Raw genomic sequence first — 14,774 nt, forward strand, 5'->3', positions numbered from 1 at the left:
CGGCACGTCCGAGAGACAGGACAGCGGGTACGGAAGAGGCCGAGGAGGGGACGATGGAGCGACTGGGCACGGGGATCGGGTGGCGTCCGGAGATCGCGGACGCCGTGGAGCGCATGCCGGGCATCGACTGGGTCGAGACGGTCGCCGAGAACGTCTGCCCCGGACACCTCCCGGAGTCCCTGGTACGGCTGCGCGAGCGCGGTGTCACCGTGATTCCGCACGGCGTCTCGCTGGGCCTGGGCGGCGCGGAGCGACCCGACGCCGGGCGGCTGGCCGCGCTCGCCGAGCGGGTGGAGGCGCTGGGGGCGCCGCTGGTCACCGAGCACATCGCGTTCGTACGGGCCGGCGGGCCGCTGACGGCGTCCCCCCGCCTGGAAGCGGGGCACCTCCTGCCGGTCCCCCGCACCCGGGACTCCCTCGACGTGCTGTGCGAGAACATCCGTATCGCGCAGGCCGCACTGCCCGTGCCGCTCGCCGTGGAGAACATCGCCGCGCTCATCTCCTGGCCGGGCGAGGAGATGACCGAGGGACAGTTCCTGTACGAGCTGGCCGACCGGACGGGCGTACGGCTGCTCATCGACGTCGCCAACCTGCACACCAACCACGTCAACCGCGGCGAGGACCCGGCCAAGGCGCTCGCCGAGCTGCCGCTGGAGGCCATCGCGTACGTCCATGTCGCGGGCGGCTTCGAACGCGACGGCGTCTGGCACGACAGCCACGCCCACCCGGTCCCCCGACCGGTCCTCGACATCCTCACCGACCTCGCCTCCCGGGTGTCCCCGCCGGGAGTCCTGCTGGAACGCGACGAGAACTTCCCCGAACCGGGCGAGCTGGAGCGGGAGTTGGGGGCGATTCGGGGGGCGTTGGAGAAGGGGGAGGCAGAGCGGCGGGCGTTCACGGAGCGGGCGTCGACGGAGCGGGTGTTCGCGGAGGGGGCGCCCTCCGCGGGCCCGTCCGGGACGACGCCGACTGCGCAGGCGGTGCGCGAGCAGAGGGCGACCGAGGAGCGGGAGGCGACGCGGGCACACGACGCGGCGCCGGCCGACCCCGCCGTCACCGACCCCACTGTCACCGACCCCGCCCGCCAGCGCCTGGCCCTCGCGCAGGCCGCCCTGCTGTCCGCGCTGGTCGCCGGGACGCCGGTGCCGGAGGGGTTCGACCGGGTGCGGCTGGGTGTGCAGGCGCGGGCGCTCGCCGGGAAGCGGGCGGACGTCGTGGCGAAGGTCGCGCCGGAGTTGCCGGTGATCCTGGGGGGCGGGTATCGGCGGGCGTTCGTCGCGTACACGCACGGGCACCCGATGACCGACGGCTATCGGCGTGACGCGCTGGACTTCGCCGGGTATCTGCTGGCCGAGGGGCGGCTCGAGGACGCGCGGACGCGGGCGGAGTTGCGGGAGTGGTGGCTGGAGCGGTCGGGGCCGAGGCCGCGGTCACGGCGGCCGGGGGTGCGGTTGGCGCGGGCCACGCGTCGAGTGCTGCTGGGGCGGTGAGCGCACCCCTCGTGCGCCTCCTGTCGCTGCGGCGACCAGGCGCCGCCCCGCCGCGAGTGTGCGGGGACTAACACCCCGGCCGCACACCGCGGGCCGGGCGACCGTTTCACCCGCCTTCACCCCGGAACGTCACATACCTCCACTCCCCTGTTCGCCCGTATCGACCCCCGTTGCAACCATTCGCTCCTGTACGGCAGTTGGCGTAGGCGCCGAAGTACCCCGAAGTAATATGCCAACCCAACGCGAAGCGCACTAACGTGCGGTGCCGCAACAGGAGGCACCATGCGACCGCGACCACCCATCAACGGACGAGGCATCTTCAGCGGCACCGGGCTCATCATCACGGGCCTGACGGCGACGCTGCTGGCGATGATCTTTCCGATCTGGTCGTACTCCGACCGGTCCGGGACCGGCCTCGACGTGCTCAACGCCGAGACCGTCTCGACCGGCTACGGCCCGCTGTCCGCCCTCGACCGCGACTTCATCACCAAGGTCCGGCTGGCCGGGCTGTGGGAGCTGCCCGCCGGTGAGCAGGCCCGGCAGAAGGGGTCCACCCCGGCCGTACGGACCGCCGGCGAGCACCTCATCGAGGGGCACACGTTCCTGGACGACCGGGTGCGTGACGTCGCCTCCAAGCTCAGCCTGGCACTGCCCAACGAGGCCACCGAGCAGCAGCGCGCGTGGCTGGCGACCCTGGACTCGGCCCAAGGCGTCGAGTACGACCGGCAGTTCGCCAACATCCTGCGGCTGGCGCACGGCAAGGTGTTCTCCGTCGTCGCACAGGTGCGGGCCAGCACCCGCAACTCCCTCGTCCGCGAGCTCGCCGACGACGCCAACAGCACCGTGCTGGACCACATCACGGTCCTGGAGGCCACCGGCTACGTCGACTTCGACGCCCTGGCCCGGGACATGGTCGCCGACAGCACCCCTCCGCTCACCCCGGCCCCGGCCCCGCCCGGCCCGACCGTCGACCCGGCCCCGGCCGTCCCGGTGACCCCGCCCCCGTCGCCGACGTACACGCTGCCGTCGGCCGCCAGCAGCCCGCGCCCGGAGGACACCGAGGGCTCCTGACGCCCCGAACTCGCCGATCCGGCAAGTCCTGAAATACACCCCGAAACCGCAACCATCAATTGAGGAACCCCCACGGCGAGCAACCAAGTCCGCGAGAGCGGCGGCGGTTTAGCCGCACAAAGGTGCCGTTGTACGAGGCCGCGTTCCTGTCCGGCGACCCCCGGCGGGTCGCCGACCTGACGCCCGTCTCCATGGCGCGGCAGCAGCCGCTGCTGCTCGCGCGCACCGGCTGGGCGACGGTCGTCGATCCGCGCGGGCGCGACGAGATGGAGCGCTCGGTGATAAGGGCCATCGGGCCGGAGGGCCAGTCGCGGATCGAGCCGGTGCGGGACGCGACGGCCGCCGCCGACGCGGTGGGCAGCCTGGGCGACCGGCTGGTCAGCGCGGGTCTCGCCGTTCCCTACGAGGCGCGCAGCGACGTCGCGACCGCGATCCGGCAGGTGCGGCTCGCCGCACCGGTCGTGCCGGCGCTGGGGGCGTCCGCTTTGCTGGCGCCGGCCCAGTCGGACATCCCGGCGCATCTGGTCGCCCTGTGGTTCGCGCTCCCCTTCGTGCTCACCCTGAGCTGCCTCGCCATCGCCCGGATCGAGATCCACCCGTACGCCCAGTGGGCCTCCCCGGCCGGGCAGCGGCTGCTCAGTGCTCTGGTCCGGCGCTCGGGGGCCGGGGACGACCGTACGTACCTCACTTCCGTCGCCGTACGGGGCGTGCGTGCGATCGGCGAACCGGACCTGCGGGCGGCCTTCGCGCACCGCGAGCCGCACCATGAGGCGTTCCACCGGCGCGACTGACGGCCGCGGCGGCCGGTGACGCATCGGGGGCATTGACGACGACACCGGCCGGACGGTGCTTGCCTTCATCAACAGACGAACGAAATATCCCTTTTGTTGCTGCCGTGCATTGAAGGGATACGCGATGAGAGCACCCGCCCTCTATTCGGTCGCCGGAGCCCTGCTCCTGACCGCCCTCACCACCGCCCCTGCCGACAGCACCACGGTCGCGGCTCCGGGGGCGGACGAGAGGCACGGCACCACGGTGGCCGTCGCACGCGCCGAGGAGGCCGGCATCACCTTCGGCGACTGTGCCAAGGACCTGGAGCTGCCGGACAGCGTGAAGTGCGGCACGGTGTCCGTCCCGCTCGACTACACCGATCCCTATGGCAAGCAGATCCGGCTCACCGTCAGCCGGGTGCCGGCCACCCACAAGGACCCGCACAACAGCAAGCGCCGGGTCCCGAGCCAGGGCGCCCTGGTCTACAACCCGGGCGGTCCGGGCGGCTCCAGTCTGCACTTCCCGCTGATCGGTGTGCTGCCCGCGTGGAAGCGGCTGGCGGGGGCGTACGACCTGGTCGGCTACGCCCCGCGCGGAGTGGGCTCGTCCGCGCCGGTGTCCTGCCAGGACCCCAAGCAGCTCCTGACGGGGCCCACGGACGCACCGACGCACCCCTCCGAGTCGTACAAGCGGGAGCGCATCGCCCGGGCTAAGGCCTACGCGCGCGGCTGCGCCGAGCGCACCGGAAGCGCGCTGCAGCACTACAACTCGCTCAACAACGCCCGTGACCTGGATGTCCTGCGCGCCGCGCTGGGCGAGGACAAGCTGACGTTCATGGGCGCGTCGTACGGCACCTACTTCGGCGCGCTGTACGCGACCCTCTTCCCCTCCCATGTGCGGCGGATGGTGTTCGACTCGGCGGTGAACCCGGACCCGGCGCAGATCTGGTACCGCAGCAACCTGCTGCAGTCGGCCGCGTTCGAGGGGCGGTGGGCGGACTTCAGGGAGTGGGTCGCCAAGCACCACGACGTGTACGGCCTCGGTGACACCTCCGACAAGGTGCTGCGCACCTACGAGAAGGTACGGGGGTGGGTGGCCATGGAGCCGGCCGGCGGGAAGGTCGGGCCCGGGCAGTTGCAGGAGGCGTTCCTGCAGGTCGGGTACTACGACGACTACTGGCCCGCGCGGGCGCAGGCGCTGTCGGCGTATCTGAAGGGCAACGCGAAGCCGCTCGCCGAGCTGGCCTCGCCGACGACGGAGGCGGCGGTCGGGAAGGAGAACACGAACGCGGTCTACACGGCCGTGGAGTGCAACGACGCGCCCTGGCCGACGAACTGGGCGGTCTGGGACCGGGATAACACACGGCTCGCGCGCGTGGCGCCGTTCGAGACCTGGGACAACGTGTGGATGAACCTGCCGTGCGCCTACTGGCGGGCGCCCCGGCAGCAGCCCCTCGATGTGCGGACCGGTCCCGGTGAGGTGCCCCCGGTGCTGATCCTGGCGGCCGAGCGGGATGCCGCCACGCCGTACGACGGGGCGCTGGAGATGCACCGGCGGCTGTCGGGCTCGGTCCTGGTGACCGAGCGGGACGCGGGCACGCATGGCATCGCGTACGGCCCGAACGCCTGCGTCAACGGCTACATCGACGCGTATCTGCTGTCGGGCCGCCTCCCGGAGCGGCGTGCGTCGTGCGAGGGGCACCCGGAGCCCAAGCCGGAGCGCCCGGAGCACCGTAAGGCGAAGAAGCTCGGCAAGCAGACCGAGACGAAACCGGGCGGCCGCCCCTAGCACACCGCGGCCGCCCGGCTCCCGCGCTGATCAGGCGAGCCCGGCGACCAGCTCGGCCACGGACTTCCGGCGCCCGGTGTAGAACGGCACCTCTTCGCGGACGTGCATCCGGGCCTCGGACGCACGCAGGTGGCGCATGAGGTCGACGATGCGGTAGAGCTCGTCGGCCTCGAACGCCAGGAGCCATTCGTAGTCGCCGAGGGAGAACGAGGCGACCGTGTTGGCGCGGACGTCCGGGTAGCCGCGGGCCATCTTGCCGTGGTCGGCGAGCATGCGGCGGCGGTCCTCGTCGGGCAGCAGGTACCAGTCGTAGCTGCGGACGAAGGGGTAGACGCTGACGTAGTTGCGCGGCGTCTCGTCGGCGAGGAACGCCGGGATGTGCGAGCGGTTGAACTCGGCGGGGCGGTGCAGCGCCATGTTCGACCAGACCGGCTCCAGCGCGCGGCCCAGCTTGGTGCGGCGGAAGAGGTTGTACGCCTCCTGCAGCTGGTCGCTGGTCTCGGCGTGCCACCAGATCATGAGATCGGCGTCGGCGCGCAGCCCGGACACGTCGTAGGTGCCGCGGATCGTCACGTCCTTGGCGGCGAGCTGGTCGAACAGCTCCTGGACCTCGTCGGCGTAGCCCGCGCGGTCCTCGGGGAGGACGTCCTTCAGCTTGAAGACGGACCAGAGGGTGTAGCGGATGACCTCGTTGAGGTCCTTGGCCAGCTTGCCCTTGTTCGGGATCCTGCCGGACTCGGTGGTGGAGGCGTCGTCACTCATGTCCCCTATTCTCCCGCTCCGCCGTGGAGACTCTGCACCGGGTTGGCGGTGAGCTCCTCCAGACCGCTCAGGTCGCCGTCCAGCTGGTCCACCGCGGCATACGCGCTCGCGATGCAGGCCGGGATGCCCACGCCGTCGTACTGCGCGCCGCACACCGCGAGGCCGGACAGCTTCGCGACGTGCTCGCGGATGCGGGCCACGCGCGCGTGGTGGCCGACGGGGTACTGGGGCAGGCCGTCGGTCCAGCGGGTCACGCGGCTTTCGAGGGGCGTGGCGTCGAGGCCTGTCGCCGCCTTGAGGTCGTGCCGGGAGACGTCGACGAGGTGGGCGTCGTCGCGCTGCAGGATCTCCGTCTCGCCGTACCGCCCGACAGAGGTGCGCAAAACGAGGGTGTCCGGATCCTCGTCGGCGATCCAGCCCCACTTCTGGGAGGCGAACGTCGACGCCTTGATGGTGCGCCCGTCGACCGGCGGCACGAGGAAGCCGCTGCCCTCGGGGAGGCCCGCTTCGGCGCGGCGGTAGGCGAGGGTGATCAGCGCCATGGAGGCGTACTCGATGCCGTCCAACTCGACGGCGGCTTCGGGGGCCTCGGCGCGCAGGAGGGCGGCGGCGACCGGGGCGGGAACGGCGACGACGACCGCGTCGGCGTGCAGCACCCGGTCGCCGGTGACGATGCGCCACCCGGCGGGGGCCTCGCGGCGCAGCTCCGTCACCGGTGCCCCGGTCACGATCTCGCCGCCCCGCGCGCGCACCGACTCCGCGACGGCGAGCGGGAGAGAGCCCACGCCCCCCTCGATGCCCATGAACACCGGCCCGGTCTGCCCGCCCGCCGCCTTGGCCTGAATCTCACGGACGGCCTCGGTGATCGAGTCGTGCGTCTGCGCGGCCTGGAAGAGCTGGGGGACCGCCGAGCGCATCGAGATGCGGTACGCGTCGCCCGCGTAGACCCCGCCGAGCAGGGGCTCGACCAGGCGGTCGACGACCTCGCGGCCGAGGCGTGCCGCCACGTACTCGCCGACCGCCATGTCGTCCCCGACCTCCGTGCGGGGCAGGTCGGCGTCGCGCTCGATGCGGGCCAGGCCCTCGTCGGACAGCACGCCGGAGAGGGCGGCGGCGGTGCCGGGGACGCCCATCACATGGCCCTTGGGCATGGGGCGCAGGGCGCCGCGGGTCCAGATCGAGGCGGTCGAGGTGGCGGGCGGCTGGAGGCGCTCGTCGAGGCCCACCTCGCGGGCGAGGGCGACGGCCTCGGGGCGGCGGGCCAGCATCGACTCGGCGCCGAAGTCCACGCGCACGCCCGCGATCTCGCCGGGCAGCAGCTTGCCGCCGACCCGGTCCGAGGCTTCCAGGACGGTCACACGTCTGCCACCGGACAGCAGCCGGTGGGCGGCCGCCAGACCGGCGATCCCACCGCCGATGACGACGACATGGGCCTGCCTCGCGGGGCCGTCTGCGGTGCGTGTGTCCACGCTGTGCTCGCGCATGATCCCACTCTCTCAAACACCACTGACACTCCCGGCAGAGGCCGTACCGCCCCATCGCGCCCGGACCCGTGTGCCCGCGCCGAGTCCCGACCGTGACCGCATCGGGACCGATTCCCGCCAACGTTCGGCAGGCCCCCGGCGTCGAAGAAGCATCAGTCGCCACGACGACCCTCGGGGGTACGCCCACATGCGCACACGACGTTCCGTACGAACCGCCGGCCCAGCACCCAGGGCGCTGGCCGGTCTCCTGCTGACCGCGGCCCTGGTGCTCACCGGCTGCAGCGCCTCCGACGACTCGGCGGGCTCCAACAAGGCCGCCGCGGACGAGGCCGCCCAGGCGGCGGAGCCGCAGGCAAGCGCGGCGCAGGGCGCCCCGGACAGCGGCACCGGCTCCGGGAAGGCCGCGCCGGTCAAGGTCCCCGCGAGCCACATCATCCGTACGGCCTCACTGACCGTGCAGGTCAAGGACGTACCGAAGGCCCTGGACGAGGCCCGCACCAGCACCGAGAACGCGGGTGGCTACGTCGGCAACGAGACCACCACACGGGACGAGGAGGGCCACGAGCGCACCCGTGTCGTCCTGCGCGTGCCCGTCGACAGCTACGCCGAGGTGCTGACGGAGCTGGAGGGCGCGGGCAAGCTGGTCGAGCGCAGCGCCAAGGCGCAGGACGTCACCGACCAGGTCGTCGACGTGGAGAGCCGCATCAAGTCGCAGCGCGCCAGCGTCGCCCGTATCCGTGAGCTGATGGACCAGGCGACCAAGCTCAGCGACGTGGTCACCCTGGAGGGCGAGCTGAGTACCCGCCAGGCCGACCTGGAGGCGCTGCTCGCCCAGCAGTCCTCCCTGAAGGACCGCACCAGCCTGGCCACCATCACCCTCACCCTGTCGGAGACACCGGTGAAGAAGGTCGCGAAGGACGACGACGACCCGGGCTTCCTGGACGCCCTCGCGGGCGGCTGGGGCGCGTTCGTGACAATGCTGCGCTGGATCGCGGTGGCGTTCGGCGCGGTGCTGCCCTTCGCCGTGGTGGCGGCGCTGATCGTGCTGCTGTGGCTGAAGGTCCTGCGACCCCGGCTGCCGCGCCGCCCGGCCACCGCGCCCATGACATCGGCACTGGGCCCGCTGCCGACGGCCCACCCGGCACCGCGGCCCACGCGCGCGGGGGACGAGGGTGGCCGTGAACAGGGCGGCGGACAGGACTGAAATGCCCGGCGCTCGTAGCGTGTTCGCATGAGCATGAGCGCTGCGAGGAGTGTGTCGGGTACGCGAGAGCGGCTGGTGGTGATCGGCGGCGACGCCGCGGGGATGTCCGCGGCGTCGCAGGCACGGCGTCTGAGGAGCGCCGAGGAGCTGGAGATCGTGGCGTTCGAACGCGGCCACTTCACCTCCTTCTCGGCCTGTGGCATTCCCTACTGGGTGGGCGGCGACGTCCCCGACCGCGACCAGCTGATCGCCCGTACACCCGAGGAGCATCGGGCCCGCGACATCGACCTGCGCATGCGGACGGAGGTCAAGGAGATCGACGTGGCCGGCGGCCGGGTACGCGCGCGTGACGTCGATTCCGGCGCCGAGTCCTGGACGTCGTACGACAAACTCGTGATCGCGACCGGCGCCCGCCCGATCCGCCCCGACATGCCGGGCGCCGACGCGCCCGGTGTCCACGGCGTGCAGACCCTGGACGACGGCCAGGCCCTCCTCGACACGCTGGCACGCACGCGTGGCCGCCGCGCGGTGGTGGTCGGCGCCGGCTACATCGGCGTCGAGATGGCCGAGGCGCTCATCAACCGCGGTTACGAGGTCACGGTCGTCAACCGCGGCAGCGAGCCCATGTCCACGCTCGACCCGGACATGGGCCTCCTGGTGCACAAGGCCATGGAGGGCCTGGGCATCACCATGGTCAACGACACCGAGGTCACCAAGATCCTCACGGGCGACGACGGCAGAGTCCGCGCGGTGGCGACGGAGGACGCCGAGTACCCCGCGGACGTGGTCGTCCTCGGCATCGGCGTCCGCCCGGAAACCGCCCTGGCCCGCGCGGCCGGCCTCCCCCTCGGCGACCACGCCGGCCTGCTGACCGACCTGGCCATGCGTGTACGCGGCCACGAGAACATCTGGGCGGGCGGCGACTGCGTCGAGGTCCTCGACCTGGTCTCCGGCCGACAGCGCCACATCGCCCTCGGCACCCACGCCAACAAACACGGCCAGGTCATCGGCACGAACGCCGCCGGCGGCTACGCCACGTTCCCCGGCGTGGTCGGCACCGCCGTCAGCAAGGTCTGCGACCTGGAGATCGCCCGCACCGGCCTGCGCGAGAAGGACGCGCGCAGGGCGGGCCTGCGGTACGTGACGGCCACGATCGAGTCCACGAGCCGCGCGGGCTATTACCCCAACGCCTCGATGATGACGGTCAAGATGCTCGCCGAACACCGCACAGGCCGACTGCTGGGGGTCCAGATCGTGGGCCGAGAGGGCGCCGGCAAGCGCGTCGACATCGCGGCGGTGGCCCTGACGGCAGGAATGACGGTGGAACAGATGGTGTCCCTGGACCTGGGCTACGCCCCACCGTTCTCCCCGGTCTGGGACCCGGTACTGGTAGCAGCCAGAAAGGCGGCAAAGGCGGTGAACGCCGCCACTTCATAACAGGCGGCGCGACCAACGCCGTCAAGGGGCGCGGGGAACTGCGCGACCAGCCACAACGAACCCCCGGCCGCCGAACCACCCACACCCCTACGGCGATTACGCGCTGCCGTTGATCCTCTCGATAGCCTGCCGAGCCTGCTCGGCAGGCGGCCGGGAAGGCAACGAAGACACAGACGCCGTGGCCGGCATGGCGGCGGCAGCGGGCTGCTCCCCCGCCGGCTTCGCATGCGCCGCAGCCGGCCGAGCCGACCGCAACCGATGACTGACGGCCTCGTCCAACGTCACCGGCCGCTGCATCTGCGAAGCCAGCCGCCCCGCCTCCTGACCCAGCCGGGCCACGTCTTCCCAGGGCAGCCGCACCACCACGGCGATCTCGGCCTCACCGTCGGGCAACGCGTGAATCGGAGGAGTAACTCGGTCGTTCATCGCCTGTTCCTCACGTAGTCCCCGCGACCCGCCTTCCCCGCGCCGCGGGCGGTTGCCGAGACATACGCACACGGCAACGGCCCCGTTCACCGAATCGCCGCACGTATCGGCGGCAAGGCGGAGCCCTAGCGCGCGGTCTGCGTGTGGACGTACTCGACGAGCCGGGTCAGCGCGTCCGGGTCCGTGGTCGGCATGACGCCGTGGCCGAGGTTGAAGACGTGACCCTCCAGGTCGGCGGCGGCGTCGAGCACCTCGCGGGTCTTGGCCTCGACCGCCTCAGGGGTGGTGAACAGGATGGTCGGGTCGAGGTTGCCCTGGAGCGCCTTGCCGGGGCCGACCCGGCGGGCGGCCTCGTCGAGCGGGACGCGCCAGTCGACACCGACGACGTCCGCGCCGGCCTCGCCCATGAGCTTCAGCAGCTCACCGGTGCCGACGCCGAAGTGGATGCGCGGGACGCCGTACCCGGCGACGGCGTCGAAGACCTTCGCCGAGGCGGGCATCACCGAGCGCCGGTAGTCGGCGGGGGCGAGGGAGCCGACCCAGGAGTCGAAGAGCTGGACCGCGGAGGCGCCGGCCTCGATCTGCACCTTGAGGAAGGCGGCCGTGATCTCCGCGAGGCGGTCGAGCAGGTCGGCCCAGAGCTCGGGGTCGCCGTACATCATCGCCTTGGCGTTCTCGTACGTGCGCGACGGACCGCCCTCGACGAGGTAGCTCGCAAGGGTGAATGGCGCGCCGGCGAAACCGATGAGCGGCGTCGAGCCGAGCTCGCGGGTGAGCAGGCCGATCGCCTCGGTGACGTACGAGACGTCCTCGGGGGTCAGGTCGCGCAGCTGGGCGAGGTCGGCGCGGGTGCGGATCGGCTTCTCGACGACCGGGCCGACGCCGGGCTTGATGTCGAGGTCGATGCCGATGGCCTTGAGCGGGACGACGATGTCGCTGAAGTAGATCGCCGCGTCCACGTTGTGCCGGCGCACGGGCTGCAGGGTGATCTCGGTGACCAGTTCGGGCCGCATGCAGGATTCGAGCATCGGGATGCCCTCGCGCACCTTGCGGTACTCCGGCAGCGAGCGCCCGGCCTGCCGCATGAACCACACCGGTGTGTGCGGCACGGGTTCGCGCCTGCACGCCTTGAGGAAGGCGGAATCGTACGTGGCCGGCGGCGGCGTCTGGTTGGCACTCACGGGGGCAAGTCTCGCACGGCCGTACCGGGCCCGACGCCGGGGTTGCCGTGTTGTCAGGGTGTCCCTCCCTGCACGAAGCCCCCGTTCCCTTTAATCTTCCCGGCATGGCTGCGGCTCAGGGAAGACTGTCGGACGGAACTGGCGGAATGGATGACGCGAAGGAGACCGGGGAGGCAGACCGGCATTCGCGCAATACGGCTCCACCGGCTTTCCGGGCCGCTGTCGAGGCACTGCGGAGCAGCCGCCTGCGGCCGCAGATCGAGGTCGAGCAGACCAAGGCACCCCAGCGGCTGGCCCCGTACGCGTACGCGCTGGAGGCCACCGTCGTCGACGGCGACCAGGACCTGGCCGACGGCCGTCTGGTGCTGCTGCACGACCCGGACGGCCACGACGCCTGGCGGGGTGCCTTCCGGCTGGTGACCCTGGTGCGGGCGGAGCTGGAGCCGGAGATGGCCGCCGATCCGCTGCTGCCCGAGGTGTGCTGGTCCTGGCTGACCGGTGCGCTCCAGGCACGCGGGCTGTCGTACGGCGAACCGAGCGGCACCGTCACGCGCGCCAGTTCGCACTACTTCGGCGGCCTGTCCGAGCGGCCGGCGGCCTCGCAGATCGAGATCCGCGCCTCCTGGACGCCCCGTGAAGGCCTGGGCGGCGTTCCGGACACGGCGGCCCACCTGGCGTCGTGGTGCGATCTGCTCGCGCAGGTCGCGGGGCTGCCGCCGGCGGGCCCGGGTGACGCCTCGGTGGTGACGTTGCCGCAGCGTCGTGATCCACAGTCCCGCTGACCGCCACCCGCTTGACCGTCACTTTGTCGATACGGCCGCTTTCGGTCAGGAACAGTCTCGAATCGAGCCAATTCCTTCACCGAACGATCGACCACGTGTCTGAATTGCCCTGATTGTTACTCACTAAATCGTGATCTTTCTCTAAAGGGCCACAGGTTTGGTGCCGAAGACGACTGTGACCTTGAAGTCGTCCCCGCACCCAGGAGGCCTGGTGTCCGTTCTCCTCGAGCAGCCTGCAAGCCTGGTCGCCTACCGCCCGAACAAGCCGACCGCCATGGTGGTCGTGGCCGATCCCCGCGTCCGCTCCACCGTGACCCGCCATCTGTGGGCGCTCGGGGTGCGCGATGTCATCGAGGCCTCGTCCATCGCGGAGGCTCGTCCCCGCATCGGCAACCCCCGCGACATCTGTGTCGCCGACGTCCACCTGCCCGACGGCTCCGGCCTCACCCTCCTGTCGGAGACCCGCGCCGCGGGCTGGCCCAACGGCCTGGCCCTGTCCGCGGCCGACGACATCGGCGCCGTACGCAACGCGCTCGCCGGAGGCGTGAAGGGCTACGTCGTCACCGGTACCCGCACCAACGTCGGGCTCCCCACCCGACCTGGTGCCGCTCCCATCGGCGCCGCCGCCGCCCGTATGCACCGTCGCCACCCGGGTGCCCCGAGCCACCCGGGCGGCTACCGCGAGCTCTCCGGCCGTGAGGTCGAGGTGCTGCGGCTGGTGGCGGAGGGCCAGTCGAACAAGGCGATCGGCGTCTCGATGGGCCTGTCCGCGCTGACCGTCAAGAGCCACCTCGCCCGCATCGCCCGCAAGCTCGGCACCGGTGACCGCGCCGGCATGGTCGCCGTGGCCCTGCGGACCGGGATCATCCACTGAGAGTCCACCGACATCACACGAGCCGCAGCAGCATTCATTGAACGCGTGATCATTCACTGACGTGAAGGGGATCGGCCGCTGATCCCCACCCGCGTCCTCACCTGTCGTGAACCGGATCTTTCACTTACCTGACTGGTTTACGACCCTCAGGCGCCCGCCGACGGAACGTTCCGTCGGCGGGCGCTGTCCATACACAGATACCCTTGACATGTGACCGACGCCCAAGAGACCGCAGCAGACAGTTCACTGCGAACCACCGGAGGCGCCCCTCCGGACGACGGCGGATCTTCTGTTACGGAGGCGCCGATCCCTTTGCTGGAGCCCCGCGAGGGCATTCCGCCCGTGATCGCCGACGAGGCCGCGCTCGCCGAGGTGATCGCCGCCTTCGCCGCGGGCTCGGGCCCGGTCGCCGTCGACGCCGAACGCGCGTCCGGCTATCGCTACGGCCAGCGTGCCTATCTGGTGCAGCTGCGCCGCGTGGGCGCGGGGTCCGCGCTGATCGACCCCGTGGCCTGTCCCGATCTGTCGGGACTCGGCGAGGCGCTGTCCGGCGTGGAGTGGGTGCTGCACGCGGCCACCCAGGATCTGCCCTGTCTGCGCGAGATAGGCATGGTGCCGAGCCTGCTGTTCGACACCGAGCTGGCCGGAAGACTCGCCGGGTTCCCCAGGGTGGGCCTCGGCGCGATGGTCGAGAACGTCCTCGGGTTCGTCCTGGAGAAGGGCCACTCGGCCGTCGACTGGTCGACCCGGCCGCTGCCCGAGCCTTGGCTGCGGTACGCGACGCTGGACGTCGAGCTGCTCGTGGATCTGCGGGACGCGCTGGAGAAGGAGCTGGACCGGCAGGGCAAGCTGGAGTGGGCGCGGCAGGAGTTCGAGGCGATCGCGACCGCGCCGCCCGCCGAGCCGCGCAAGGACCCCTGGCGGCGCACGTCCGGGATGCACAAGGTGCGGCGGCGTCGACAGCTGGGGGTGGTGCGGGAGCTGTGGGAGACGCGGGATCGCATCGCTCAGAAGCGGGATGTCTCGCCGGGCAAGGTGCTCAGTGACGCGGCCATCGTGGAGGCCGCACTCTCTCTGCCGGGCAGTGTGCACGCCCTCTCCGCGCTGAACGGTTTCGGGCATCGGATGGGGCGGCGGCAGCTGGAGCAGTGGCAGGCCGCCGTGGATCGGGCGAAGGCCGTGACGGAGTCGCAGTTGCCGGCGCCCGGACAGCCTGTGACGGGCCCGCCGCCGCCGCGGGCGTGGGCCGACAAGGATCCGGTTGCCGCGGCTCGGCTGTCCGCGGCTCGGGCCGCCGTGTCGGCGCTCGCCGAGCAGCTCAACATGCCTCAGGAGAACTTGATCACGCCGGACACCGTGCGGCGGGTCTGCTGGGAGCCGCCGAAGGTGGTCGACGCCGGGTCGGTCGGGGAGGCGTTGGCCGGTTACGGGGCACGGGCCTGGCAGGTGGAGCAGGTCACGCCGGTTCTGGTTGCCGCTCTGTCCGCCGAGGCGCCGTAGGGCA

Annotated in this window: 13 protein-coding genes; 9 read left to right on the forward strand and 4 right to left on the reverse strand. The window is 71.8% G+C overall.

The window, feature by feature from the left end:
* Window positions 1-53: 53 nt before the first annotated feature.
* The 4 genes from BLU79_RS43040 (at window position 54) to BLU79_RS43055 (ending at window position 5,120) form a co-directional block, all read left to right on the forward strand.
* Window positions 54-1,490, forward strand: coding sequence for an MbnB/TglH/ChrH family RiPP precursor modification enzyme (locus BLU79_RS43040; protein WP_093911503.1), 1,437 nt, complete (start codon window positions 54-56; stop codon window positions 1,488-1,490).
* 282 nt (window positions 1,491-1,772) lie between these two features.
* On the forward strand, window positions 1,773-2,561 hold the full coding sequence (locus BLU79_RS43045) for a DUF4142 domain-containing protein (RefSeq protein WP_093911504.1): 789 nt from the start codon (window positions 1,773-1,775) through the stop codon (window positions 2,559-2,561).
* A gap of 59 nt (window positions 2,562-2,620) precedes the next feature.
* Complete coding sequence (locus BLU79_RS43050) at window positions 2,621-3,352, forward strand: TIGR04222 domain-containing membrane protein (protein WP_093911505.1); 732 nt, start codon at window positions 2,621-2,623, stop codon at window positions 3,350-3,352.
* A gap of 124 nt (window positions 3,353-3,476) precedes the next feature.
* Entirely contained in the window at window positions 3,477-5,120 is a 1,644-nt protein-coding gene (locus tag BLU79_RS43055) for an alpha/beta hydrolase (protein ID WP_093911506.1), read from the forward strand.
* 30 nt (window positions 5,121-5,150) lie between these two features.
* Here the strand turns inward: BLU79_RS43055 and hemQ are convergent, their stop codons facing one another.
* Window positions 5,151-5,882 (reverse strand): hydrogen peroxide-dependent heme synthase, encoded by a 732-nt coding sequence (gene hemQ / locus BLU79_RS43060; protein WP_048583753.1) that lies wholly within the window; start codon window positions 5,880-5,882, stop codon window positions 5,151-5,153.
* Window positions 5,883-5,887: 5 nt separating this feature from the next.
* Complete coding sequence (hemG, locus tag BLU79_RS43065; protein ID WP_093911507.1) at window positions 5,888-7,366, reverse strand: protoporphyrinogen oxidase; 1,479 nt, start codon at window positions 7,364-7,366, stop codon at window positions 5,888-5,890.
* 187 nt (window positions 7,367-7,553) lie between these two features.
* Here hemG and BLU79_RS43070 point away from each other — a divergent pair, with 187 nt between their 5' ends.
* Window positions 7,554-8,570: a DUF4349 domain-containing protein gene (locus tag BLU79_RS43070; protein ID WP_093911508.1), complete on the forward strand. Its 1,017-nt coding sequence runs from the start codon at window positions 7,554-7,556 to the stop codon at window positions 8,568-8,570.
* A gap of 27 nt (window positions 8,571-8,597) precedes the next feature.
* A complete protein-coding gene (locus BLU79_RS43075) occupies window positions 8,598-10,007 on the forward strand; it encodes an FAD-dependent oxidoreductase (protein ID WP_177001411.1) in 1,410 nt (469 codons plus the stop codon).
* A 96-nt stretch (window positions 10,008-10,103) separates the two neighbouring features.
* Here the strand turns inward: BLU79_RS43075 and BLU79_RS43080 are convergent, their stop codons facing one another.
* Both BLU79_RS43080 and hemE read right to left on the reverse strand, forming a co-directional pair.
* Window positions 10,104-10,433, reverse strand: coding sequence for a hypothetical protein (locus BLU79_RS43080; protein ID WP_093911509.1), 330 nt, complete (start codon window positions 10,431-10,433; stop codon window positions 10,104-10,106).
* A 125-nt stretch (window positions 10,434-10,558) separates the two neighbouring features.
* The gene (gene hemE, locus BLU79_RS43085; protein WP_093911510.1) at window positions 10,559-11,614 is read right to left on the reverse strand and encodes a uroporphyrinogen decarboxylase; all 1,056 of its coding nucleotides are present in this window, start codon (window positions 11,612-11,614) and stop codon (window positions 10,559-10,561) included.
* A gap of 104 nt (window positions 11,615-11,718) precedes the next feature.
* Between hemE and BLU79_RS43090 the strand changes: the two genes are divergently transcribed.
* The 3 genes from BLU79_RS43090 (at window position 11,719) to BLU79_RS43100 (ending at window position 14,770) form a co-directional block, all read left to right on the forward strand.
* The gene (locus BLU79_RS43090; protein ID WP_093911511.1) at window positions 11,719-12,396 is read left to right on the forward strand and encodes a DUF3000 domain-containing protein; all 678 of its coding nucleotides are present in this window, start codon (window positions 11,719-11,721) and stop codon (window positions 12,394-12,396) included.
* 211 nt (window positions 12,397-12,607) lie between these two features.
* Window positions 12,608-13,270, forward strand: coding sequence for a response regulator transcription factor (locus tag BLU79_RS43095; protein ID WP_003997051.1), 663 nt, complete (start codon window positions 12,608-12,610; stop codon window positions 13,268-13,270).
* A 210-nt stretch (window positions 13,271-13,480) separates the two neighbouring features.
* Window positions 13,481-14,770, forward strand: a complete 1,290-nt coding sequence (locus BLU79_RS43100; RefSeq protein WP_093911512.1) for a ribonuclease D — start codon at window positions 13,481-13,483, stop codon at window positions 14,768-14,770.
* The last annotated feature ends 4 nt before the right edge of the window (window positions 14,771-14,774 follow it).

Origin of the sequence: Streptomyces sp. cf386, from assembly GCF_900103585.1 — a bacterium.
Lineage (GTDB): Bacteria > Actinomycetota > Actinomycetes > Streptomycetales > Streptomycetaceae > Streptomyces.

Bases quoted from the DNA above. Each gene is read 5' to 3' on its own strand.
- BLU79_RS43040 (WP_093911503.1), top strand. From the start codon at position 54: ATGGAGCGACTGGGCACGGGGATCGGGTGGCGTCCGGAGATCGCGGAC.
- BLU79_RS43045 (WP_093911504.1), top strand. From the start codon at position 1,773: ATGCGACCGCGACCACCCATCAACGGACGAGGCATCTTCAGCGGCACC.
- BLU79_RS43055 (WP_093911506.1), top strand. From the start codon at position 3,477: ATGAGAGCACCCGCCCTCTATTCGGTCGCCGGAGCCCTGCTCCTGACC.
- hemQ (WP_048583753.1), bottom strand. From the start codon at position 5,882: ATGAGTGACGACGCCTCCACCACCGAGTCCGGCAGGATCCCGAACAAG.
- hemG (WP_093911507.1), bottom strand. From the start codon at position 7,366: ATGCGCGAGCACAGCGTGGACACACGCACCGCAGACGGCCCCGCGAGG.
- BLU79_RS43070 (WP_093911508.1), top strand. From the start codon at position 7,554: ATGCGCACACGACGTTCCGTACGAACCGCCGGCCCAGCACCCAGGGCG.
- BLU79_RS43075 (WP_177001411.1), top strand. From the start codon at position 8,598: ATGAGCATGAGCGCTGCGAGGAGTGTGTCGGGTACGCGAGAGCGGCTG.
- BLU79_RS43080 (WP_093911509.1), bottom strand. From the start codon at position 10,433: ATGAACGACCGAGTTACTCCTCCGATTCACGCGTTGCCCGACGGTGAG.
- BLU79_RS43090 (WP_093911511.1), top strand. From the start codon at position 11,719: ATGGCTGCGGCTCAGGGAAGACTGTCGGACGGAACTGGCGGAATGGAT.